Genomic DNA, 23,670 nt, shown 5'->3' on the forward strand with positions numbered 1-23,670 from the left:
AAACGAACTTTTTTTGCGGACGATTCTTCGTTTCAACGAATGATCGTTGTTGATATCTTGGCATATCTTGCCATATACGCAGCTTGGCTGCCGAAGAAATTTCGAATCCGACTCGTTGACTTCGCGCCGATAATCAGGAGATCCGGTTCGTAGTCTGGAATGTATTTATTCACGATCAGCTCCCCCGGATTGCCTTTATCAACGAGCGCGGTGACACGAACCACGCCATATTCAAGTGCCTCCTTTTTGTAGGCAGCACAACGTTCTTTCAACGCCTCCATTTCCTTCTCCCAGTAATTTTTGTCCATAGACTGATAAACATTTATCTTTTGTTCTTCTAAAATTGAAACGATCAGCAGTTCAGCCATCTCGTGTCGCGCTTCTTGAATCGCGTAGCGAAAGGCTTTTAGCGCATCAGGACTCTCATCTACGCCTACCATGATTTTCTTACTATTCATCTTCATTCTTCCCTTCATGTTTGACGGCATTAAGCTGTTGCGCGTACCGTTTATTTCCTTTGTACAATTCGATCGTCGTCCAAACCAGCATCAAGAGAACAACAACGACGATGGCGTAGGCGATGGTATCCGCAAGCTGTACCTGCCCCGCAGACGGTGTTTCGCCGAAAAATCCTTCGATTTGATTAGGCAATCCCTTCATATTCAAGAAAATCAGCCCAATTACAGAGATCCAGCCCAGCAATTTTACTACCCACGAATTTTTGAAACGCTCCCCCATCTCCACGCGGCTATCGGTAAACATCAGCAAAGGCAGCATCGAGAACGGCAATGCGAAGGCGAGGAAAACTTGCGAGTTGTTCATCAAATTGTTGATGGCGATGTGCTCCTCCACCTCACTTTTCCCGCTGGTCATGAATACACAGATCAGTACAGGAATGACAGACAAAAGTCGCGTGATCAAACGACGAAGCCAGATTGGGACTCTCATATGAACGAATCCCTCCATGATGATTTGCCCAGTAAGTGTGCCGGTGATCGTTGAATTTTGTCCAGAAGCCAACAAGGCGACGGCGAAGAGGATCGACAGAATTCCTGAGCTGGCAACCTGCGCCAAGAGGCTATTTGTCATGACTGATGGATCAGACAAGGCTTTGTACAAGCCGAAAAAAGACGGATCGGCTACGCTGCCAGTTTTAAACACAGCCACACCCATGATCAGCAACAAAGAATTGATGAAAAAGGCCATCGTTAGTTGGATGTTGGAATCCCATTTTGAAAAACGCAACGTACGTGCGATGTCCTCTTGATCGTCATGATTGATTTTTCGACTTTGAACGATCGACGAATGCAAATAAAGGTTGTGGGGCATGACCGTTGCGCCGATAATTCCCAAGGCACCAGTCAATGGTGTTTGTCCAGCGACGGAACGAGACGTAGAGAACGCCTCTGAACGCGGGAGCAATCCTTGAAAAACGGCTCGCCATTCGGGCTTCGACAATGCGACCTGGTACGCAAAAATGATGAAAATAACGACGATCAGTGCCACAACGATCGCCTCGATCTTGCGAAAGCCGATCTTTGTCAATAATAGCAGCAGTAAAACGTCAAAGACGGTGATAAACACGGCGATCACTAAAGGGATGTTGAACAATAAGTACAGTGCAATCGCCCCTCCGATGACCTCCGCAATGTCCGTTGCCATGATCGCCAGCTCCGTTAATACCCACAAAACGATCCCCAGCGTCTTGCTTGTTCGAGCGCGGATCGCTTGCGCCAGATCCATCTGGGAAACGATCCCCAGCTTCGCGGACATATATTGCAGAAGCATCGCGATCAGACTTGAGAGGAGAATAACGAACATCAATAAGTACTGAAAATTTTGCCCTCCCGTGATAGAAGTCGACCAATTCCCTGGGTCCATATACCCTACAGCCACTAGCGCACCCGGCCCAGAATAGGCAAAGAGCGTTCGCCAAAAACCAAGATCCTTTGGAACCGTGATCGTGCCGTTGATTTCTTCAAGCGACGGTCCATTGGCGTATTCTATTAAATGATGCTTACGGGTAGCGGTGTCCGAGTTCTTTTCATGTGTAGCCTTCAACTAAATTCCTTCTTTCAAGCCTTGTGTATATTTTTAGGCATACCTAAAATATCGCACTTCATTTTTTTAAGCAAGGGGCTGTTTTCCCCTCACATCAATTAAGCGCCCGCGCATAACTAAATGGTTGTTATAAATACAGCTTCCTATTTCAAAAAATACGTTGCCTAGCGATTTTTTTCTCCCTTTCTCTTCTAGTCAAATAAACACACACGTAAAAACGAAAATCGTTATTTTAAAATCGATAAAAACCCCTAATTCGTTTTTTTATTTATGCATTTATTGTCTTTTCGGTTTTTCCGTAAAGCCTTTCCCCTTATATAACAATGCATTCATCTCAGTTTCCTTTTTAAATATATTATTAAGAAAAATAAATCGGCTATTTTTATTTCACACATATCGTTATTATATACTCAGTAAACAGCCCCTATAACCTTGTTAGGTGAGGCGTCTATACAAACACAGGCTATTGCGCAGAAACGTCGAAAGACGCCAATGTGTAAAACAGGAATTGTCGAATTAAGGCTTTTCTAAACATAGCTAAGAATTCTCTTTACGTTGTATAGTGCCAAAACTCAGACGATGAGAGGACAGTAAAGGATCGCCTTCTTGTTGCAGCACAGAAGACGATCCTTTTTGTTGCTATATTTATTTGTTACACGAAAGGACGACTTATTATGAAACGCTCGCAAAAAATTGTTTTACTATGCCTCACGGCTCTATTGATGTGCGCCATTTCAGTCTCTGCCTATTCCTTATTTGTCAATCAGCATTTGAGAAATACCTTAGACAACGGGTATCATCCCATCAAAAATGAGTACCAGACAACCACGAAAAAAGACACCGAATCCTTTCTAGTCATGGGATTGGATAACACGATCGAAAGAAAGCTGGGTACTACTCGAACGGACGCGATGATGGTCATTACCGTCAATCACAAAACCAAAAAAATCACCTTTTGCAGCCTGCCGCGTGACAGCTTCGTGCCCATCAGCTCAAAAAACTATCAGGGCAATCAACGCATAGAAGCCGCCTATACCATCAACGGTCCGACGGCTTCGGTCAACACGGTAGAAAACCTATTGAAAATCCCGATCGATCACTATTGTGTGTTTAATTTTCTATCCTTTATTCAGTTCATTGATGCCATCGACGGGATCGATATCAATGTGCAGCACGCATTTGACGGCGTGACAAAAGACGGCCCCGGTGCCATTCATTTTGATGCAGGCAAACAGCACGTCGATGGTACAAAGGCGCTCTCCTATGCTAGAGAACGGCATAGCGACAACGACATCATGCGGGGCTTTCGTCAACAGGAGATCATTCAAGCCGTGGGGAAAAAGCTGACCTCTAAAACAGCCGTCAAAAATCTGACTAAGATCATAGACTCTTTCGATAACAATATACAAACGGATATCACCTCGGATCAGCTAATGGACCTGATGAAAAGCGGTCTGCTCTATAACAGCTATGAAAAACAACGAGTTGACTTTGATTGGCGCACCTTCAGCAATCAAGGACGCAGTATGGTGGAACTTTATCCAGATAGTATCGAGTATGTGAGTCATGAATTACGCGTCAGTCTCGGGATCGATACAAAGGACGCACGGGATAAAAAAACAAATCCCTTCCATACCAATGGTGAATACCTCTATCAAAGTGACTACTCTGTACAAGACGCGGACGCCGAAGACAAAGAATCTACTTCTTTGAACGGCAATACGTATATAGGCACAGCGGGCAACACCGAGACCGGCCCTCTCCCTACCGTCAAAACTAAAAACGGCTTTGTTCAATAACTAAAAAACAGTGTAAAAGCAGGCATCAGGCGCTTTTACACTGTTTTCTATTTATAAGACGAAACGTTCTCTGAACAGTCATTTTCCTTGCGGGCAATCTCCTTGAATAGCTGCTTCACGTGCGCCTCGACTTCTTCGATGCCAAAAAGCTCGCTATTGCTTCTATTTTTATATAAATAATACTCCAGACTCAAGGCAGGAGGCAATGAAAAAAAGTGGACCCATTCGTTCGCCAGCCATTCCTTTTCGATCGCATGAATAACACACACGCCTTTTTGCAGGTGCAGCCACTTATGAATCCCTAAACTGTCCTGACAATACAGATACTCAGGAGCGATTTGAAAATAATCGGTCATTCGCTGCGTTAGCTGCTGATGACCTAGATGATCGCTTAACACAATAAAGGGCAGTTTCGCCAAGGACTCTGGCGTTGCTTGGCTTAATGCAGGAATCATTGAAGAATTTGCCGCAAGGACTATTTTTGAGCGGATCAAGGGCGTACGCTCCAGTTGAGGGTCATCCACTAAACTATTGGTGATCACTAGATCCACCTCTTTTTGCTTCAACTGATTCAACAATGCTAAAGGCGCTGCATGGGTGTAGGTGACGGTGTACGCTTCGTTTGTACAAGGATACTCCCCCGCTTCAAATAGGAAGACCGATTCACTGACACCCACTTTGAAAGTCGGACGTTCCACCCGTTGATACAGCGGAAAATGGATTTTTCTCGCTTCTTCAATGATTCGTTTGACAAAAGGCAGAATCTCCTTTCCCTCTTCACTTAGCATCAGCTTCTTGCCATAGCGGGTAAACAACTCATAGCCCAGTTCATTCTCGAGACTTTTGAGCGCCGAGCTCAAAGATGAGATCCCAACAAATAATTCCTGCGAGGCTTTAGAAAGGCTGTTGTATTTTGCAATAACATAGAAGTACTCCAATTTTTCAATCGACATTTTTTTCACATCCCATTGCGTTAAATTTTAGGTTAACCTAATTTTGCTCCTGCACCTAACATTACGCAAGGGTTAATTTTAAATAACACACATTCTTTAACAGAGATTAAAGATTGCTTTTGAAATTCCCTAAAAAAAGTGCTGATACACTTGATTCGTGTTTCAGCACCTTTAATGATTGCCTAAGCGAGATCGTCCCGCAACGCTTCGATTATCGTTTCTTTTTTGATTTTCTTCACTGCATAAAGCATCGTGATCACCACGATCAGGAAGACTCCTAGAATACTGACCATTAAGGCACTCCACGGAAATTGAAAGCTGATCTCAGCGCCCCCCTTCGACATGCCCTTATAGATCACCCAAGAAAGAAGACTTGCGACAGGAACGCCCAATAACAATGCGCGCCAGCCATAAAAGGCGCACTCATAAAGCATCATTTTAGTGAAATCACGATCTCCCATTCCAATAGAGCGCAGCATCGCCAGCTCCCGCCGACGCAGCTTGATATTCGTAGAGATCGTATTGAACACATTGGCGATCGCAATCAAGGCGATCATCACGACAAAGACTGAACTAAAAAGATTCACCACGAAAATCATGTTTCGATTTTGCTCAAAGATTTCTCTCACGTTGTACAGATCATAGTTTGCGGTGATTCCCTCTTGATCGATGATTGTTTTCATCTCCGTAGCAGAACGTCCCGGGTTATCAGATAAGAAGGTCAATCCCATCGTTTGATCCGCCCCTGCTGGCGAAAATTGAGCTCTCCTCTGATATGGAGCGATCACCATAAACACGTAAGGCTTCTTGTCCACGGACTGCTTCGGCAAAGGGTCGGCTTGGTACGTATCCGTAAAAGTCACAGGAACTGTTTGCGACTGATCCCAAGCAGGTTTTCCTTGGATCTGGGGTGCGATCGCCAGCAGCAGCTCTTTCTTAGAAAAGAGGTCGGTAAGGGTATCTTCTCCTTCAGCTCCCTCGATGCGTTGTTTAGCAACAGCGATCAGCTTGCCATTGCTTCCAGTATAATCCGCGATTGGCAAATGCAGACTTTTAACGAAACGCGCATACGTATGATCCTCTAAAAATTGCATGTCCAGTGGCACTTCTTTAGAATCCTCAGATGTCGCATCCTTTCCTTTAAGATAGGCTTTAGAAAGATCCTGCGCCTTCACGCGACTATTGTATTGCCCGATTGCCTGATACGAACTAGTAGTAACGCCTTCAACTTTCTGCAGCTTTTTATACAGGTGAAGCAGCTCTTGTTCAGGCAGCTCCGAACTGGTCAGAACAATATCATAATCAGATTGTGCCACCATATGCTTCGAGGACTCCTGCATATTACTGGCAAAAGAGCGCGCGGACACGAACAAAATGACACTCAGCGCAAGAGACAAAACGATCGTCCGATAACGTTTCTTATTCCGTTTGAAATTTTTTAACGCCAACATCCCTTCCAATCCGTATAGTCGTTCAGAAAAGGCGTTCATCTTCATATCCTTCGGCGAGATCTTGACTTCATTGGATTGACGGATGCTTTCCATTACTGGCGTACTTGCCGCCTTTTTCGCAGGGATATATGCGGAGATCAGAATGGTTATCAGACTGACTGCCGCTGCCGCCAATAAGATTGGAACAGACAGCGTGACTGTTAATGGTATATTCGCATAGAGAATGTTGCGAAAGTTTTTAGCCACGATCGTGATGACGATCTGGATACTTAAAAGACCCACTAATGTCCCTAAAGGAATCCCTACCGCGCCAATACAAAGTCCTTCGAACAAAACTGAATTTCTCAACTGCTTCGGTGTTGCCCCGATCGAAGCCAAGATTCCGAATTGATGCATTCGCTCATTCAACGAAATCGTAAAGGAATTATAGATCAAGAAGATAGAACCGACCATGATCAGCGCAATCAAGATCACACCAATCGAATACAGCAGCATATTGAAGACCTTGTCGTCGGAAGCACCGATAAAACGCAATACTTCATCGTTCAACGTGTACGGGGTGTTCCCCGCTACATTTCTAGCAAAAGAGCGGGCTTTTCGAGGGTGCTTCAGTGTGACAAAGAGACTGATTGGATCAGACTTCTCCGCATTATTTCCGAGAGTAATCACCGTATACCCAGGAGCTCCCTTTTCTTCAAATCCTGGTCGCTCACAAATACCCACGACTTTAAAGTTTCTTAGTGTGGTATCCGTCAAAGATTCGTTGTCTTTCTTTTCCTGATCATAAGTATCATGCTGGGTGAGTCTCCTTGTCCCTTTTTTCCGTTCACCCAAACGGATCGACAAAGTATCACCAATCGAATAGCGGACGCCGCCATTCGCGGCGATATGCGCTGGGATCACGACCTCCTCACTCGATTTCGGCAATCTTCCGGACAACAGCTTAATGGGTAAGCTCCCATAGGTCTGTTGATTGAAACCTGCCACAAAAAGATACGGCTTGTTTGGATTTTTTCCTCCCTCAAGCTTGCCGTAACCAATGTCCTCGAAGGTGGCTGTTTTCTCAACGGCCGTGTCCGTTTCCTGCTTTTTGGCAAAATCAGGTGTAGTATCCTGAAACGCTACCTGCCAGCCGCCATATTTTTGCTCCGCCCCCTTCACCATATAATGTTGCAGCGAAAGCGCAAAGGTAGCTACCGCAGCGATCATTGCTGAGGATAGCAGAACCCCCAAGATCGTCACCAATGTTCTTGTACGGTTCTTTTTCATGCTTTGCAGGGTGATTTTATTGAAGATATTCATGGTCACACCAGCCTCTCGTCTCGTACCACGTGTCCATCAGAGATACCGATAATGCGATCTGCCTGCAGCGCGATCTCCTCGTCATGGGTCACCACGATCAAGGTTTGACCATACTTTCGATTACTCATCTTCAGGAGAGTAAGAATTTCATGCCCGTTTTTACTATCCAAGCTTCCTGTCGGCTCATCCGCCAATAAAACCGCTGGCGCGTTGACCAATCCGCGTCCAACAGAGACACGCTGCTGTTGTCCACCTGACAATTGATTGGGCAAATGATTTTTGCGTTGACTCAATCCCAGCAACTCTAACAATTCGTTGAGCCGTTCTTGGTTCACTCGCCGTTTGTCCATTAAAACAGGTAACGTGATGTTCTCTACGACATTCAGCGTCGGGATCAAATTGTGAAATTGATAAATCAGCCCTACCTGTCTCCGCCGAAAAATAGCCAGTTTTTCATTATTTTGCGCGTACACATCTTGCCCATCCAAATAAATTTTCCCGCTTGTAGGGACATCCACGCCTCCGATCATATGCAATAGCGTCGATTTACCTGACCCAGATGTTCCAATGATCGCAACAAATTCTCCTTTTTCGATCGTCAAGGACACATCGTCTAGGGCAACCACTCGATTGTCCCCTTTTCCATACACTTTACTAAGATGTTCGATTCGCAACAGCTCCATTATATGAGCCCCCTTTCACATGGTTCACCTATATAATAGAAGCAACACCTTTCAGCTCGGTGACTTCTAAGTGAGAGATTCGTCACTTGGGAAAACGCAGGACGAACAGTGCACCGCCATCAGGGTGATTTTTCGCCACGATCGTCCCTCCCTGACGTTTGATAATCGAGTGGCTGAGGGACATGCCGATGCCAAACCCAGATTTTTCACCATTTTGTCCTTGGTAAAAACGCTCGAACACCTGTCGCAGGTCCGATGCTTCAAAACCCTCGCCTGAATCATGGATCGTGAGTTCCGTATACAAGGGGTTCTCCGTTCCTGAGACCGTGATTTCTCCTTGATCACCGATACTTTCGATACAATTTTTGACGATATTCTGAATTGCTTCTGAAAGCCAGATTGGATCGCCATAAATCGACAACGTGGATGGAACAGCTCGTTCCACTTGAATTTCATGAAGATCCAGTGTAACTAAAAAGGGGCGCAAAGATCGATCAATCAATTCCTGAAGATTCACTTTTTCCTGATGGAATTCTACGACATCCGCATCCAATCGTGACAATTTCAGCAACGCTGTAATCAGTCCATCCATGCGAAATAGCAACACTTCGATTTCTCTCAGTGTCCCTTTCTGCTCCTTATCCCCCGTTTTATCCTTCGCCAAAGTTAATAAGAGATTGGCGGCGGTCAGAGGGGTACGCAATTGATGAGCGATATCCGCGAGAGAATCTGCTAAATTTTCTTTTTCCTTTTGAAGTGCCGCGTTCTGCTCCCGAATGCGCAGTGTCATTTTAGCAATCTCACTTTGCAAAACCGACAGCTCTCCCTCCTCCAGAGCATCGATGAACAAATGGTCCTCATTGTGTAAAACGCGATCGATTTGTTCAGATATTTGTGCGATCTGCTGGTATCGAGCACGTGTGGCTAGGAAAAAAAGGCACCCGAAAAGAAATGCTGTTATCAAAACCAGCATCCCAGAGACTGTTCCAAAATAAAAACCGATCCCCGTTAAAATCGCAGCAACAAGTAACGACAGCCGTGCGAATACTCGAAATTCTCGATTTCTACCCATTGATGCCACCTAGCCGATAGCCGATGCCACGGACGGTCAAAATGATTTTTGGATTGGAAGGAACCTCTTCTATCTTCTCCCGCAACCGCTTGATGTATACGGTCAACGTATTGTCATTCACAAATTCACCAGTCGTATCCCATAGCTCGTCCAGCAATTGTTCACGCGTAAGAATATTTTGAGGATTGTTGACGAATACCAGCAGCAAACGATATTCTAATGCAGAAAGAAATACCTCACGACCATCCTTTTGAACGATCCCGCTCGCAGGATCGACACGCAGCCCCAACACCTCAAATCGGACTTTGCTATGGTCGTATTTTCGCAGCGCATTCCTTATTCGTGCCAACAACTCCCGTGGGCGAAACGGCTTAGTAATATAATCATCCGCTCCCATGGTCAATCCCGTCACAACGCTCGCCTCATCGCCAGAAGCCGTCAAAAAAATAACTGGAATATCCTGTTCCCCTTTGATTGCTGTGCAAACCGTAAACCCATTTCCATCTGGAAGTGAAATATCAACCAACGCGAGATCAAACTGCTGTTGTTCTAGGTGCTCGAGGGCTTCCCTTTTTGTTGCCGCATGTGTCGCCGAAAACCCGTCTGTTTGTAATAACGTGATTAAATTTTTGGCGATAGATCGATCGTCTTCTACTAAGAATATATGTGTCATCAGTCAGACTCCTCCGTTGTTTTTATCCTCTTTATTCTACCACCAAAAATTTTTAAAGCGAATTCAACTCCGTGTTCTCCCCCTCAACGAATTCGTTTGCATGCCTTTAAATAAATGATGGACAGTGGTAACCACAAATAAAATAACAACGTTTATCGATTGTTTTTTCAGAAGAAACTTCCATCGTTTAAGTATCCATGTCTGAAATTTTTGGAAAGCATTTGGCAAAAAAACGAAATAGCTCATGAAGAGGGACCTCAAAAGGATCTTGGACGCTCCACTTTCTTCCTCCTCCAATTCCCAATTGCTTTCTCTCCTTCCACGCGTAAGATAAATATGCACAACAAAATAGAATCATATTAGGTGAGGTTACTCTGAAGAACACAGGTTATCGCTCGGAAATGTCGAGAGACAGTAACGAGTAAAGCAGGAATTGTCGAATTAAGGCTTTTCCAAGATAACTAGAAATTTCATTCTTACGTCTCAGAAAGCCAAAGCTCAATTATCGTGATTATTCTCTGTCCCTTTATTCAGCGCGGCCTCCTTAATATGACTATTTAGGAGGTTTTTGTATTGAAATTTTTACGCGCAACACCCCAGAAAAAGGCGGTACTTTCGAAAAGCATCGGGAATCTCACCCTCCTGCTGATCGTTGCACTTTTTTCCTTTATTCTCATTTTTTCTTTAGTTAAGATGAATCGCCCGATCCAGATCCTGCCATCCGAAGACTCCTTAGCCACCGCAAGGTCTTCCCATGATTTTTTATCGGTCTCGAATCTTTGGTATTTCTCTGTTCGGACGATGTTCCGTATGATCGTTGGAATGATCTGGTCCTTTCTTTTCTCCTTCATTTTCGGAATACTCGCGGTTAAATACAAAACGGCTAGACGAATTATTTTGCCTATGGTCAATTTTCTTGAATCCGTACCGTTGCTAGGGTTTCTGACCTTTACGACGGCTTGGTTGCTTGGCCTCTTTCCAGGAAATGTTTTGGGGGCAGAATGCGTCGCGGTCTTCGCGATTTTCACCGGTCAAGCTTGGAATATCATGTTGACCTTGTATCAGATCATGGAGGTCATCCCTGCCGATCTATCGAACGTGGCCGATCAATTCAAGCTCAATCCATGGGAAAAATTTTGGCGTCTGGAGTTTGTTTACGCGATACCGGGCTTATTGTGGAATGTGATCATCTCTCAGACCGCCGCATGGTTTGCCCTAGTTGCCAGTGAACAGGCTTCAGTCGCGCTGCCAAAAGATACCACACTGTTTCTGCCGGGGATCGGTTCTTACATTCAAGTCGCTTTGGACCGCGCCGACTTCAGAGCCTGCTTGTGGGCTGTCCTAGCGCTATTGTTGAATATCGTTATTCTCAATTTCTTCATCTTCCAGCCTTTGGTGCGGGCGACTTACTACTTCAAATATGAAGCAGATGTTGAAAGCTCCGTCCCACCAAAATCTGTCGTTTATCGTTTACTGAAACATGCGACGCTATCCAAGGTAATCGCAAAAGGCTTTCGCAAATTTGCTCATTTTTGGCTCTACAGGCTCCCCGCCTTTTGGTACACCTGCCATTTGGACCGAGTATATAAAGGGGTCGCAAAGTTCCGAAATTTCTTTAAAACACTTTGGTATGTCGGCCTCGCTATTGTTGTTATCTATAGTTCGATCAAGCTCTATCATTTCTTGCCTCATCAAGATTTCAGCATGATTCCAAGATTGACTCTTTACACCACCCTTCGCGTAACTTTGGCGATGCTCTTCGCCGGACTTATTTTTACGCCATTAGCCATTTGGGTCGCAAGTGACAATCGGCGGCTCAATATTGTTCAGCCGATCGGGCAGATTTTAGGGTCGATTCCTTCAAATGTCTATACGCCCTTCATCGTTATCGTGATCAGTATGGGCGCAAATAAGCTTCAATGGTGGATTCTCCCCCTCATCATGGTCGGCTGCCAATGGTATTACTTCTTTAATGTGATCGCCGGTTATTTAGCGATACCTGATGAGATCCGCGACGTGACTAAGCTGTTTAAATTGTCAAAATGGCAGTGGTGGGTCAAGTACCTGATCCCTTCGATCTTGCCCTACATCATCACCGCCATCATCAATGCTGCGGGGGCCGCTTGGAATGCCGATATCGCTGCAGAAAGTATCCAATGGGGAAAAAAGACCATCAGCGTAAACGGCTTGGGGCAATACATCTCAGTGAATGACGGTATAAAGAACAAGTCCGCGTTAGGAACCTTAGCCATGTGCTTTATGGTCGGGCTTTGCATTGCTTTTATCTGGCAGCCCCTGTACCGAGCAGCAAAGGAAAAATTTCATTATTAAAAGAATAATTAGAAAAAGGAGACGTATAAATGAGTCGACTCTCAATTTATACAAAAGAAGACAATGGAAAATACAGAATTATTAAATGTAAGAGCGGTAAGCAAAGAATTTGAAATCGAAGGACGCAAGGAACAACTAAAAGTCCTAGAAAATATTGATTTGACAGTACAAACCAATGAATTTTTAAGTATCATCGGTCAGTCTGGAACAGGAAAATCAACCCTATTAAGAAGTATCGCAGGACTCCTCCAGCCAACAAGAGGCGTGATCACCTTTGAAAACAAGACCCTCACGGAACCCGATGCAAACATCAGCATGGTCTTTCAACATTTTGCCCTCTTTCCTTGGTTGACTGTTGAGAAAAATATCAGTTTTGGATTGGAAAGCCTAGAAGGCCTATCACGAGAACAAATCAGCTTGCGCGTCAGCAATCTGATCGAAATGATCGGATTGAAGGGCTTTGAAAAAGCCTACCCGCGGGAACTTTCGGGCGGCATGAAGCAGCGTGTCGGATTTGCCCGTGCCTTAGCGATCGAGCCGAGCCTGCTGCTGTTGGACGAACCCTTTTCAGCATTGGATATCGTGACCGCCAGCCAGTTGTCCAATGATTTATTAGAAATCTGGTTAGGCAATCAAATCGCGACCAAATCCATCGTCATGATCACCCATGATGTCCAACAAGCCGTTCAGCTTTCCGATCGTGTTGTTTTGATGGACGCCAACCCCGGTCGCGTGGCTAAAATCTATCCAATCACGATCCCAAGAAATCAACGCTCTCCTAAAACGATCCTCCCTATCGTCGAACAAATCACCAAGGAAATGATTCGGCGAATGCAAGCATAGTACCAGCCAATAGAAAAGGCGCAAGACGATTTATCGAACCTGATAAATCGTCTTTTTTTTGAAAATACGCCTAAAGTCCTATAGTTCCTCTATACTATGTAATGTATAGTATGACGTATAGAGAGGTGTTATGGATGGACAGTCAATTGAAAAAAGGATTAATCGAGTATTGTGTGTTGGCTTCGTTGGTGGAGATCGATTCTTACGGCTATCAAATCGTCAAAGAAATCCATCCACAGCTTGAGATCACCGAATCGACGCTTTACCCAATCTTAAAAAGGTTAGAGGCAACGGACAAAGTCGCCACCTATTCAAAAGTCCATAATGGACGCTTGCGAAAATATTATCATTTAACCGATTTAGGACGTGCCAGTATCAAGAAATTTCTGCAAGAATGGAACGATGTCGAAGCGGTGCACCATTACATTAAAAGGAGTGTTGAAAAATGAATCGAGTCGAATTTATCAAGGAACTCAGCAATTATTTATCCTATGAAGTCAGACCCAGCGAGGTTCATCGCTTGATTGAATATTACGATGAAATGATCTTGGATTTGATGGAAGATGGGTATTCAGAACGGGCAGCGGTCAAAAAATTGGGTGACCCGCAGCAATTGGCCTATGAAGCCGCCGGAATCCCTACAGAGGTGAAGGTGCCGCGTCGATTAAACTGGTTATGGATCAGTCTTTTGATCCTTGGATTTCCATTATGGGGCAGCTTGGCGCTTGCCGTATTTTTAGTCCTCTTTAGTATTGACCTTGTGATCTGGTGTATCCCCTTCACTGGTGCCTGTTTGGCTGCGGGAACGATCATCGGCGGGGTCGCTGCCGCATTGACAAGTCCCTTTGTCCTATTTGATTCCTTCTTTTTAGGTGTCACACAGCTCGGCGTAGGCATGTTTCTATTTGGTTTCGGTCTACTGTGCATGTGGCTGACCTATAAATTCAGTGCCGTCTTTATCGAAATGCATCGCGGATTGATGCGTACGATTCGCCGCAACATTTTCCAACGAAAGGTGGTCCAAGTATGAGATCAAAACATTTACTGCCAAAAGTCGCGACCTATTTAGTCGGTGCAGGAATCGTCTTGATGATGCTCGGCTACGCCCTCTCAGGTTTTTCAGGAGAGCGCTACCGCATGGATTATCGAGACCGTCACTGGTACAACGTGGTGAGCTTTTATAGTGAGTAACAAAAAAAAACGAATCCTCCTCGCTTGAGCGAAAAGGATTCGTTTTTTACTTGTTTTTTTAAGGACTTTCCAACGGCTTTTGGATCACTTGACTCAAGTTGATCCCACACCCGATCGCGTCCTCCGTCGCCTTTGGGTGCTTCAGCATTTTTTCATCCTGCCCTGTATGTTCAAATAAAGGGCACGACTTTTTAACAAAAAACTATTCCCACTCCTGACATCATGCTACACTAGCACTACTACATCCCTTTGAGAGGTGAAACCTATGGAAAAGATAACCTTAGTTCTCCCCCAAGCACACCACCAAAACGCAGTAGCGGAATACATCGAGGAACACTTTAACAGTGGCGAAGAATTTTTACACGGCTCTTCTCGCCTGACAGAAATGGAGAGTTACGGCGAGTGGCTGCGTCATTTATCCAATCAATCCGATCAAGCCACCGTTTCTCCAGATTGGGTGGCTTCCACTACTTTGCTGGCACTAAGAGAGAGCGATCAAAAACTGTTGGGTACGATCAACATTCGCCATGAACTGAACGATTTTCTCCGCGAATTCGGCGGGCACATCGGGTACGGTGTGCGTCCAACCGAACGAGGAAAAGGTTACGCAACAGAGATTCTGCGCCTTGGATTGGCTCACTGCAGGATGCTTGGACTTGAAAAGGTGATGGTCGCCTGCCACAAGGAGAACGTTGCTTCCGCGCGTACTATTCAACGCAATGGCGGTGTCTTGGAAAAAGAGTTTATTTATACCGATGGAAAAATGGTCCAAATCTATTGGATCGACCTGTTGAAAGAAAAATAACACAATAGCAATAATTTTCGTGCGATTCCCCTCGCTATAAATTCTTGATAAATGCATTCACCTCTGCCGCAACTATCGCGGGGGAGGTCACATTTAGCTCATGTTTGCCTTTCGGGAGGATTCGTATTTTTGCCTGCGGCAGCAGCTCCGCCAATTGCCTCGTCGCCGGCAGATTTACGCGATCCTTTGCCCCGCACAACAAAAGCGTCGGTACCTGTATTAGACGCAACGATCCTCGCAAATCCAACTTCGCCATGTCCGCCATGAGTTCAAGCAACTGCTTCTTACTTAAATCCATGCCAGACTTTTTCAATAATGAAGGCGGCAGGATTCTAAACACCGAATTTTGCAGAGCCATGAGCGCTTTATTCGGTGCCTCAAATTGTCCAGCCGCCACGATGATCCCTCTTAATAAAGGGTCCCCATCCATCCCATGACGAAGTGTCATCACGCCCCCAAGCGAGAGTCCGCCCAAAAGATAGGGTTCACTGTTCCCCTTCAAATACCCCTTCAGCTTTTGGTTCAGCCGCTCCAACGTCACTCTTTCATTTGGTACAAGAGTATCAAACAATGAATACACCGTAACCTCGGAAAGACCAATCCCTGCAACCACTTCTCGCCAACTCTCCGTCGTTTGCCCTAGCCCATGCAGTAAAATCAGTTTCATAGGAAACCCCTTTCAGCGCTTGTTTTCTTCATAGTAACAGATTCGGTACGTCTTTATAAAGGATCGTTAAACAAAAAAGGCGGGTTTCTCATCTCCCGCCGTAAACCAGTCGCTCATATACGAACGACTGATAGTTTAATTTATTTTTATTAATTGAACCGTTTTATGATCGAAAAAGAATTTTTATTTATACACCGGATTTGATGCCTCTTCACTTCTCTTTCCATCCATCAAAAAAGGCTTGACGAGTGAAGGTTTTTTCCATAATATAATCGATCTGTTCATCGTTGCCAAAGTGGAACGTGTGTTGACCAACTTTTTTAAAGCCAAGGCTTTCATAAAAGGCTATCGCGGAGGGATTCTTTTCCCAGACACCTAGCCATATGGACTCTTTTGATTGCTCCTTCACAAGTTCATTCGCCAATTCGTACAATTTTTTTCCGAGGCCTTTGCGCTTAAAATCGGAATCAATATAGATGCGTTCAATTTCTAACGCATGATCCGCGATTTTTTCAGTCTGCGCTGACCCTATATTCAATTTGATATAGCCCGCGACCTGCGATCCAAAATAGATGAAGTAAAATTCAGAGTTTGAATTAGAAAGTTCGTTGATTAATTGCTCCTTATTGTAGGCGTTGGCTAAGTAAGTACTCAATTCTTCAGAATCATTGTTTTTTCCGAAAGTTTCAGCAAATGTCTTCTCACTGATTTTTTGAAGCGTCTCCCAATCCTTTACATCTACTTTTTTGATCTCCATCATTTCAACTCTCCTTCCTTTTCACTCTATGTGGTATAACCATAATCATATGAAGACGTTCCCCATCCTTCAATACGTGTTCATTATTGCCGTTGACAAAAACACCTGTGTCCGATGCTCAGGTCCACAGGTGTGCAGATTAAAAATAGAACAGATCTTCAAATTTCACATCCAACGCAATGCATAGAATCAAAGCGAGTTTTGCGGTTGGGCTGAATTGCCCGGTCTCGATCGAGCTGATGGTCGTTCTTGATACGCCTACTAATTTAGCAAGTGCGGCTTGAGACAATTTTTTATTTTTTCGGGCTTCTTTTAAGCGGTTTTTTAGGACTAATTTTTCTTCTGACATGCGGCTTCACCTAGGATTCCTTTGGGTTAGAGAGCAATTGATTGAGGTGCAGAATGATCAAAACAATCATCACCAGTAAATAGATGACACCGAAGATCAACTCTCTGCGTCTCCTAAAATACGCATATCTCACGAGAAAGTCCGTGGCGCCATAGGCAAATGAGACAGCGTACAAGCCAAAATTGAAGCCTTTTCCCATCACTAGTTGGATCACAAAAAGAACCGTCGATAACAAGACAACGACTACGCCCCCAAAAGAGCTGGATTTTTTTTGGATCTCTGCCCAATAGGGATCATTCTTGCGATTTTCTTCCCGACTTTTTGCGAGTATCTCTTCTTTGTTCACGCTTGAACCCCACTTTCTAAGTACCTATTATAGCCAATTTTTACAGCAATGAATAGTGAATCCAACGTTATTCCGCCTCCATGCCTCTTTTTTTGTACGCCATAACGAAAATCACGCTGCATAAGACAAACCAGATCGCCATCGTCAACACATCACGAGTATTCAGTGCATATCCTTGATCGCTAAACAGCCCGTCTACATAACTCGCGATCACTCCTGAATAGGTATAACTCGAGACGTCTCTCAGCGTTGTACTAAAAAAGCGAAGCTGCGGCAGCATCGTCAAAACCAGCAGCAATGGTGTACAGACCACTCCCGACTGCGTCTGATCCTTCGTCAAGATCCCCACGACAAATCCTAAAATAATACTGATCAGCGTCCCGCTCATCGTAATCAAAAGAAACGTCGGAAGATGGATCGCTGAAAAAGAAATACCGCTCGCTGGGATCAGCAGGACATTCACGATCATACTGATGGTAAAAGTAGGAATCAGCGAACCGACTAAGTATTCTTTACTTTTCACCGAAGAAGTCATTAGCACACGCAAGGTATGTTTCTCCTTTTCTTCCGCGATGGAGGTGCTGCTGATCATCAATCCGCAGGACACGATATTCATGATCAATCCCAATCCCAGCAGAAAGGCATCCAGCTGGAAGACACCGTTTGCCTGCGGCAGATTGGCCATGACCTCGCGAAACACTCGCACGATCACTAAAGCAATGAGGGGATTGCTCATCATACTGAGGTTGCTAAAAATAGTCTGAAATTTTAATCCTGTGATCGCATGGATTCGTTTGATCGTCCCACTCATACAAGTTCCCTCCCTGTCGCTTCCAAAAAGACTGTTTCCAAGGTCGGCTCACAGGAATGGATCGTTTCTAATTGATCCGTCGCCAGCCATTTCCCGATCCGTTCCGCAGTCTCTACAGATTGCTTCAACCGGAGTTCCGTGTCCCTCTCCTTTAATTGGACGACAAAACGCTTTTGCTTGTTAAATTTAAGTCGTAATTTCTCCGGTGTATCCAACTCCGCGATCTTTCCTTCATTCAATAACGCCACTCGGTCACACAACTTGTCCGCCTCTTCCATATTATGGGTCGTCAGAAAAATCGATGTGCCCTCTGCCCGCAGCTCTTCCATCATCCGATGAACTGCCAATGCCGCATTTGGGTCTAACCCGCTCGTCGGCTCATCCAGGAAAAGAACCTTTGGCTGATGAAGCATTGCCCGAATCAAGACAAGCCGCTGCTTCATTCCCTTCGAAAGATTCTTTGCCGGCACTTTGCGGTGTTCGTACAAGCCAAACCGCTTTAATTGTTCATCAATGACGGTCGGTTCGACATCTAGCAGCTTCGCAAAAATTTTCAAATTCTGATAAACCGTCAATTTTTCATAAAACCCGCTCATGTCAGAAACGATCCCAATTTCTTTATAAATGTCCTCCCGCACGTTTTCCACTGGAATCCCTAAAATGCTCGCCTGCCCTGACGTTTGTCTTAGTTGACCTGTTAAAATTTTGATCGTCGTCGTTTTTCCAGCTCCTGACGGTCCTAAAAAACCAAAAATCTCGCCTTCATACACTTGAAAATCCAACTTTCTGATCGCAGGGTACCCTTTGAATTCCTTAGATATTCCTTTTGCCTCGATTAAAATTCGTCGCTCCATATCGCTTCTCTCCATTTTTTGATAAGTTTCCTTGTCAACATCGGTTAAAAAAAAATGACCCCTAGTTGTCTTTATCCGCCAACATTGGTTTTCCATCCTGATCCACTAATACCGCCATCCCTGAGCCCATATTTGGTACGATCGCCAATAAATACTGTACGCCTGAGTTCTTGTCAACGACAACCGTTGTAATCCCTGAGCCACTCGTCTCTATTGTCTCAACATCAAATCTTTTTTCTTTTTTCATGTCTGTTCATCTCCTTGTTTTGACAAGTTTTGTTGTCAAAAACAGTATAGATCTGACAAGTAAACTTGTCAAGATATATCTTTCAAAAAAATGCGAATCACACACAGCCTTTCACTTAGTTGATCGATTCGGTGTATCACCTGTCGATCGACACTGCGCATCCAATTATAAAAATCCCCTCCACCTAAATGATCATAATTAATATTTATATGCTATTCCTATTTTATTCTTTCCAAAATGACGACAAAAAAATTAAAAACTGCTTGCATTTGTTTTCATAATCACCTAAAATTTATATTCGTAGAGAATGATAATCATTATCAATTACAAGGAGGCGAGAAATTGAAGAAAGTATTTGTACTTGGTCTGCTGTTACTGAGTATTCTCTCTCTTTTTATTGGCGTAAATGATTTGATGCTGCGGGCGTTGCTTCAAGGAGATTCGGAGCAATGGCTGATACTGGCGACGACTCGTGTGCCTCGTACCCTCAGCTTGATTTTGGCTGGCGGAACAATGAGTATTTGCGGGCTGATCATGCAGCATCTTACACAAAATAAATTTGTTTCACCCACCACTGCCGGCACGATGGACAGTGCCCGCTTGGGAATCTTACTGGTCATGCTGTTTTTACCGAATGCCTCGATAGCATCGCGGACATTAGCGGCTTTTCTTTTCGCTTTTTTGGGCACAATGGTCTTTTTAGGCCTAAGTCGGCTGCTTCCTGGAAAAGACCCGGTCTTTCTGCCTTTATTGGGCGTGATGTTTGGCAATATTGTTGGCGCGATCGCCACCTTCTTTGCCTACCAGTTTCAATTGATCCAAAACATGTCCTCATGGTTGCAGGGAAATTTTTCGTTAGTAACAAAAGGCAATTATGAGCTTCTCTACCTGACGATTCCATTGTTTTTCATCATCTATTTTTTTGCTTATTTTTTCACAATCGTCGGGTTAGGAGAAGATGTCGCGATCAATCTGGGCATCAACTATCGCCTGACGCAATTGGTGGGCATCGGATTGGTAGCAGCAGCCAGCGGTTTGGTCTTGATCATGGTTGGTACTGTCCCCTTTCTTGGTGTGATCGTACCGAATATCGTATCGCTGATCTATGGCGACCACGTCAAACAGAACTTATGGATCACCGCCTTGAGCGGCAGTCTATTTTTAATGGCCTGCGATATCCTTTCCCGAATCGTCATCGCACCTTATGAGGTTCCAGTCAGTCTAACAGTGGGGATTTTAGGCAGTCTGATTTTTATCTACTTATTGGTAAGGAGGAATCGCGCATGACTCACTCTTTGCGAAAAAAAGAACTGCTGCTGATTGGGCTCACGATCCTCGCCCTCACCTTATGCGGGATTTACTTAACTTACAATACTTATGGAAATTTCCAGTTTGCCTGGATACTCCGCAGGAAAAAAATCGCCGCTTTTCTATTAGTTGCATTGGCGACAGGCATGTCAACGGTCAGCTTTCAAACGATGACGCAAAATCAGTTTTTGACGCCTAATATCCTTGGCCTAGATTCTCTCTACGTATTGATTCAAACATTCCTGTTTTTTATTGTGGGCGGGGTAAACATGCTGTCACAGGAGCAGACGTCTACTTTTCTGCTCAGCATCTTTTTGATGGCTATGATGAGTTTGGTACTAGCCAAGGTTCTCTTGCGGCGACAGCAAAACGACCTGTTCATTCTGTTAATGCTGGGGATGATCTTCGGTAGCTTGTTCAGCAGCACGAGCAATTTTTTGCAGGTCATGATGGACCCAAACGAGTACGATCTGCTCCAGGGCCGACTTTTTGCCAGCTTCAGTAATATTAATACTGGACATTTAGGCTTGGCAGCGGTCATCATTCTTGCAGGATCGTTCCTGCTCTTCGCAGCGAACCGCTATTTAGATGTCTTACATCTAGGAAGCGATCATGCGACAAATTTAGGCATTTCTCTCAATACATTCCAACTGATACTGTTGTTTCTCATCAGCCTATTGACCGGAACGGCCACAGCATTGGTAGGACCCATCACCTTTTTGGGCTTTATTGTCGCCAATATCAGCTACCAGCTAATGCCGACGTATCGCCACAGCTACCTGTTCCCAACAGCGATTTTATTGGGTGTCATTTTTCTCGTGGGCAGTCAAGTTTTAGTAGAACACGTTTTTCAGCTAAAGACCACTGTCAGTGTAGTGACGCAGTTCATCGGCGGTCTGTATTTTATCTGGAAAATCATTCATGAAAGGAGGAAGCAACGATGATCGATATCAACGATGTCTCAAAACACTACGGCACGAAAACGGTCATTTCCGAGGTGTGTCTGCCCCTCAAAGACGAACAGTTGACGGCGTTTATCGGACCAAATGGCGCCGGAAAAAGCACGCTGCTCTCGATGATCAGCCGGTTGATCACGATCGATGCCGGACAAATCTACTTAGATCACAATGAAGTGAAGGCTTGGCGCTCCAACGAATTGTCTAAAAAGCTGTCGATCTTGAAACAAAGCAACGGCGTCAATTTGCGAATCACTGTGCGCGAGCTGGTAAGCTTTGGCCGCTTCCCCTATTCAAAAGGACGGCTGACTTCAGAGGATCAGGAAATGATCGAGTATGCCTTGGAAAAACTCGGTTTAGTCGAAATGGCAGATGATCGGATCGACACCTTATCCGGCGGACAGCTGCAACGGGCATACATCGCGATGATCTTAGCGCAAGACACCGACTATATTCTTTTGGATGAGCCGTTGAACAATTTAGATATGAATCACGCGGTACACCTCATGCAAACGTTGCGCCGATTGGTTGAGGAAGAACATAAAACGGTTCTGCTGGTCATTCACGACATCAACTTTGCAGCCAGCTACGCTGATGAGATCGTAGCGATGAAGGACGGAAAGATCTTTGCTCACGGAACGACCGCGGAAATGATTCAGCCGCATATTTTGAATACACTTTATGAAATGGATATAAAAATCTGTGAATTAGACGGCAAACGTTTTTGCATGTATTTCAATTAAAAATAACACAATATTTGGTATCAAGACTCCTTTAACAAGGGGCTTTAATTATAAATTAGGGGGAAACAGAAATGAAAAAATATATTGTTGGCTTATCTATGGTATTACTGGGGATAGGCTTGGTGGGCTGCGGCTCGACAACGAAAGAAAGTACGAGTGATTCCACAGGGAAAGCCGCAACAAGCAGCACTGTCAAGGAAGAATCAATCGAAGTAAAGGACTCAAACGGCACGGTGACTGTACCGAAGAATCCTAAAAAAGTCGTCGTTTTCGATAACGGGTCGCTAGATACTTTGGATGCTCTAGGTGCAGGCGATGCCATCGTAGGTGCGGCGACAGATAATCTACCCGCTTATTTGAAGGCCTATAAAAAAGTGCCATCAGCTGGCGGTATCAAAGAACCTGACTTGGAAAAAATTAATCAAATGAAGCCTGATCTGATCATTATCTCCGGTCGTCAACGCGACTTTTTAGATCAACTGAAGGACATCGCACCAACGATGTATCTGGCTGTAGATCCAGCAAATACATGGCAGTCAATCAAGCAAAATGTTGAAACACTAGCAACAATCTTCGACAAAGAAAAATCTGCCAAAAAACAATTAGCAGAGCTTGAAACCAGCATCAACGAAACAAAAACCAAAGCAGAAGAAAGCAAAGACAAAGCCTTGACTGTCCTAGTCAACGAAGGACAATTATCCGCATACGGCAAAGAATCACGCTTCGGAATCATTTACGACACCTTTGGCTTTGCGACGTCAGATGATGCGATCAAAGCATCTACTCACGGACAAAGTGTTTCTTACGAATATGTTTTAGATAAAAATCCAGATATTCTTTTCGTTGTTGACCGTACCAAAGCAATCGGCGGCGATGACAGCAACAATCATGTTGCCGACAATGAGTTGGTCGCTCAAACGACGGCTGGAAAAAACAAAAAAGTGATCTCCCTGCAACCAGATGTCTGGTACCTTAGCGGCGGTGGACTAGAATCCGTTTCTCTTATGTTGAAGGACGTTAATAAAGCCTTTGAGTAGCAGCCCACACTTTTAGATATAGTTAGCCTCGCCATGAAACGATACATGGCGGGGCTATTTTTATTGAGCAATAAAAATAGCTGCTGCCACACCTCTTGTCTGACTCATCGATCTCTCCTTCTCTCCCCAGATACGTAAAATCTCGATTTCATCATACACACATTCACAAAAAAATTACTTACCTTTAGCCTTTAGTATAGATAAGTTGAATCATCCCCTCACTATTCCATTTGAAATGATTCTTTTATACAGACATTCTATTTCTCACCTAGTTATCCGGGATTTCTAAGTCTTTATCTTTTTTTTACAAATATATTCTTTTCGTCGTCATTTTTACATTTATGCCTTTTTAATACGCATTATCTGCTATTTTATGAATTATTTTTATATTAAAATGCCATTAGTTTGTGAAAAAATATTGTAAAAATAAA

The 23,670-nt window shown here is 44.3% G+C and carries 25 protein-coding genes and 2 riboswitches; of the genes, 11 read left to right on the forward strand and 14 right to left on the reverse strand.

Translation table 11 applies throughout. The annotated features are described in order from the left end of the window. Positions 1 to 32: 32 nt before the first annotated feature. Together IGI66_RS16750 and IGI66_RS16755 are read right to left on the reverse strand one after the other, a co-directional pair. Complete coding sequence (locus IGI66_RS16750; protein WP_367378944.1) at positions 33 to 458, reverse strand: universal stress protein; 426 nt, start codon at positions 456 to 458, stop codon at positions 33 to 35. Then, positions 451 to 2,061 carry an Nramp family divalent metal transporter gene (locus tag IGI66_RS16755; RefSeq protein ID WP_367378945.1) on the reverse strand — a complete coding sequence of 537 codons (1,611 nt, stop codon included), beginning with the start codon at positions 2,059 to 2,061 and terminating at the stop codon, positions 451 to 453. Before IGI66_RS16755 ends, IGI66_RS16750 begins: the two co-directional genes overlap by 8 nt. Before the next feature lie 424 nt (positions 2,062 to 2,485). After that, a riboswitch (M-box (ykoK) riboswitch) is annotated at positions 2,486 to 2,654 on the forward strand. Between the two features lie 81 nt (positions 2,655 to 2,735). On the opposite strand from IGI66_RS16755, the gene IGI66_RS16760 reads away from it, so the two are divergent. Beyond that, the gene (locus tag IGI66_RS16760; protein WP_367378946.1) at positions 2,736 to 3,860 is read left to right on the forward strand and encodes an LCP family protein; all 1,125 of its coding nucleotides are present in this window, start codon (positions 2,736 to 2,738) and stop codon (positions 3,858 to 3,860) included. A 47-nt stretch (positions 3,861 to 3,907) separates the two neighbouring features. On the opposite strand, the gene IGI66_RS16765 is transcribed toward IGI66_RS16760, so the two are convergent. The 5 genes from IGI66_RS16765 to IGI66_RS16785 form a co-directional block, all read right to left on the reverse strand. Beyond that, complete coding sequence (locus IGI66_RS16765; protein ID WP_367378947.1) at positions 3,908 to 4,813, reverse strand: LysR family transcriptional regulator; 906 nt, start codon at positions 4,811 to 4,813, stop codon at positions 3,908 to 3,910. A gap of 182 nt (positions 4,814 to 4,995) precedes the next feature. After that, the gene (locus IGI66_RS16770) at positions 4,996 to 7,566 is read right to left on the reverse strand and encodes an ABC transporter permease (RefSeq protein ID WP_367379015.1); all 2,571 of its coding nucleotides are present in this window, start codon (positions 7,564 to 7,566) and stop codon (positions 4,996 to 4,998) included. Between the two features lie 2 nt (positions 7,567 to 7,568). Beyond that, entirely contained in the window at positions 7,569 to 8,249 is a 681-nt protein-coding gene (locus IGI66_RS16775) for an ABC transporter ATP-binding protein (protein WP_010778628.1), read from the reverse strand. A gap of 82 nt (positions 8,250 to 8,331) precedes the next feature. Further along, positions 8,332 to 9,321 carry a sensor histidine kinase gene (locus tag IGI66_RS16780; protein WP_438849667.1) on the reverse strand — a complete coding sequence of 330 codons (990 nt, stop codon included), beginning with the start codon at positions 9,319 to 9,321 and terminating at the stop codon, positions 8,332 to 8,334. Continuing rightward, a complete protein-coding gene (locus tag IGI66_RS16785; protein ID WP_438849668.1) occupies positions 9,314 to 9,994 on the reverse strand; it encodes a response regulator transcription factor in 681 nt (226 codons plus the stop codon). Before IGI66_RS16785 ends, IGI66_RS16780 begins: the two co-directional genes overlap by 8 nt. A gap of 348 nt (positions 9,995 to 10,342) precedes the next feature. After that, positions 10,343 to 10,511: riboswitch (M-box (ykoK) riboswitch) on the forward strand. A 56-nt stretch (positions 10,512 to 10,567) separates the two neighbouring features. Here IGI66_RS16785 and IGI66_RS16790 point away from each other — a divergent pair. The 6 genes from IGI66_RS16790 to IGI66_RS16815 all read left to right on the forward strand — a co-directional run bounded on the left by IGI66_RS16790 (position 10,568) and on the right by IGI66_RS16815 (position 15,164). After that, complete coding sequence (locus IGI66_RS16790; RefSeq protein ID WP_438849669.1) at positions 10,568 to 12,325, forward strand: ABC transporter permease subunit; 1,758 nt, start codon at positions 10,568 to 10,570, stop codon at positions 12,323 to 12,325. A 63-nt stretch (positions 12,326 to 12,388) separates the two neighbouring features. Then, complete coding sequence (locus tag IGI66_RS16795; protein WP_010778632.1) at positions 12,389 to 13,168, forward strand: ABC transporter ATP-binding protein; 780 nt, start codon at positions 12,389 to 12,391, stop codon at positions 13,166 to 13,168. Positions 13,169 to 13,302: 134 nt separating this feature from the next. Next, a complete protein-coding gene (locus tag IGI66_RS16800; RefSeq protein ID WP_010778633.1) occupies positions 13,303 to 13,617 on the forward strand; it encodes a PadR family transcriptional regulator in 315 nt (104 codons plus the stop codon). Beyond that, positions 13,614 to 14,198 carry a DUF1700 domain-containing protein gene (locus IGI66_RS16805; protein ID WP_086304523.1) on the forward strand — a complete coding sequence of 195 codons (585 nt, stop codon included), beginning with the start codon at positions 13,614 to 13,616 and terminating at the stop codon, positions 14,196 to 14,198. The genes IGI66_RS16800 and IGI66_RS16805 overlap by 4 nt, the downstream gene beginning before the upstream one ends. Next, complete coding sequence (locus tag IGI66_RS16810; protein WP_288226806.1) at positions 14,195 to 14,359, forward strand: hypothetical protein; 165 nt, start codon at positions 14,195 to 14,197, stop codon at positions 14,357 to 14,359. Before IGI66_RS16805 ends, IGI66_RS16810 begins: the two co-directional genes overlap by 4 nt. Positions 14,360 to 14,624: 265 nt before the next feature. Next, positions 14,625 to 15,164 carry a GNAT family N-acetyltransferase gene (locus tag IGI66_RS16815; RefSeq protein WP_438849670.1) on the forward strand — a complete coding sequence of 180 codons (540 nt, stop codon included), beginning with the start codon at positions 14,625 to 14,627 and terminating at the stop codon, positions 15,162 to 15,164. Between the two features lie 34 nt (positions 15,165 to 15,198). Here IGI66_RS16815 and IGI66_RS16820 read toward each other — a convergent pair whose 3' ends face one another. The 7 genes from IGI66_RS16820 to IGI66_RS16850 form a co-directional block, all read right to left on the reverse strand. After that, positions 15,199 to 15,831 (reverse strand): alpha/beta hydrolase, encoded by a 633-nt coding sequence (locus IGI66_RS16820; protein ID WP_438849671.1) that lies wholly within the window; start codon positions 15,829 to 15,831, stop codon positions 15,199 to 15,201. A 211-nt stretch (positions 15,832 to 16,042) separates the two neighbouring features. Then, entirely contained in the window at positions 16,043 to 16,591 is a 549-nt protein-coding gene (locus IGI66_RS16825) for a GNAT family N-acetyltransferase (RefSeq protein WP_438849672.1), read from the reverse strand. 136 nt (positions 16,592 to 16,727) lie between these two features. Beyond that, positions 16,728 to 16,937, reverse strand: a complete 210-nt coding sequence (locus IGI66_RS16830) for a helix-turn-helix transcriptional regulator (protein ID WP_010778640.1) — start codon at positions 16,935 to 16,937, stop codon at positions 16,728 to 16,730. A 10-nt stretch (positions 16,938 to 16,947) separates the two neighbouring features. Further along, complete coding sequence (locus tag IGI66_RS16835) at positions 16,948 to 17,283, reverse strand: DUF6442 family protein (RefSeq protein ID WP_010778641.1); 336 nt, start codon at positions 17,281 to 17,283, stop codon at positions 16,948 to 16,950. A gap of 67 nt (positions 17,284 to 17,350) precedes the next feature. After that, complete coding sequence (locus tag IGI66_RS16840; RefSeq protein WP_438849673.1) at positions 17,351 to 18,094, reverse strand: ABC transporter permease; 744 nt, start codon at positions 18,092 to 18,094, stop codon at positions 17,351 to 17,353. Next, positions 18,091 to 18,948, reverse strand: a complete 858-nt coding sequence (locus IGI66_RS16845; protein ID WP_438849674.1) for an ABC transporter ATP-binding protein — start codon at positions 18,946 to 18,948, stop codon at positions 18,091 to 18,093. Before IGI66_RS16845 ends, IGI66_RS16840 begins: the two co-directional genes overlap by 4 nt. A gap of 61 nt (positions 18,949 to 19,009) precedes the next feature. Beyond that, positions 19,010 to 19,195 (reverse strand): DUF6440 family protein, encoded by a 186-nt coding sequence (locus IGI66_RS16850; protein ID WP_010778644.1) that lies wholly within the window; start codon positions 19,193 to 19,195, stop codon positions 19,010 to 19,012. A 342-nt stretch (positions 19,196 to 19,537) separates the two neighbouring features. Here IGI66_RS16850 and IGI66_RS16855 point away from each other — a divergent pair, with 342 nt between their 5' ends. From IGI66_RS16855 to IGI66_RS16870, 4 genes are all read left to right on the forward strand, one after another. Then, positions 19,538 to 20,482, forward strand: a complete 945-nt coding sequence (locus IGI66_RS16855) for an ABC transporter permease (RefSeq protein ID WP_086304516.1) — start codon at positions 19,538 to 19,540, stop codon at positions 20,480 to 20,482. Beyond that, the gene (locus IGI66_RS16860) at positions 20,479 to 21,447 is read left to right on the forward strand and encodes an iron chelate uptake ABC transporter family permease subunit (protein WP_438849675.1); all 969 of its coding nucleotides are present in this window, start codon (positions 20,479 to 20,481) and stop codon (positions 21,445 to 21,447) included. Before IGI66_RS16855 ends, IGI66_RS16860 begins: the two co-directional genes overlap by 4 nt. Next, on the forward strand, positions 21,444 to 22,202 hold the full coding sequence (locus tag IGI66_RS16865) for an iron ABC transporter ATP-binding protein (RefSeq protein ID WP_438849676.1): 759 nt from the start codon (positions 21,444 to 21,446) through the stop codon (positions 22,200 to 22,202). Before IGI66_RS16860 ends, IGI66_RS16865 begins: the two co-directional genes overlap by 4 nt. Positions 22,203 to 22,273: 71 nt before the next feature. After that, positions 22,274 to 23,239: a siderophore ABC transporter substrate-binding protein gene (locus tag IGI66_RS16870; RefSeq protein WP_438849677.1), complete on the forward strand. Its 966-nt coding sequence runs from the start codon at positions 22,274 to 22,276 to the stop codon at positions 23,237 to 23,239. Positions 23,240 to 23,670 lie beyond the last annotated feature (431 nt).

Source organism: Enterococcus sp. AZ048, assembly GCF_051715125.1.
GTDB classification, from domain to species: domain Bacteria; phylum Bacillota; class Bacilli; order Lactobacillales; family Enterococcaceae; genus Enterococcus_A; species Enterococcus_A gilvus.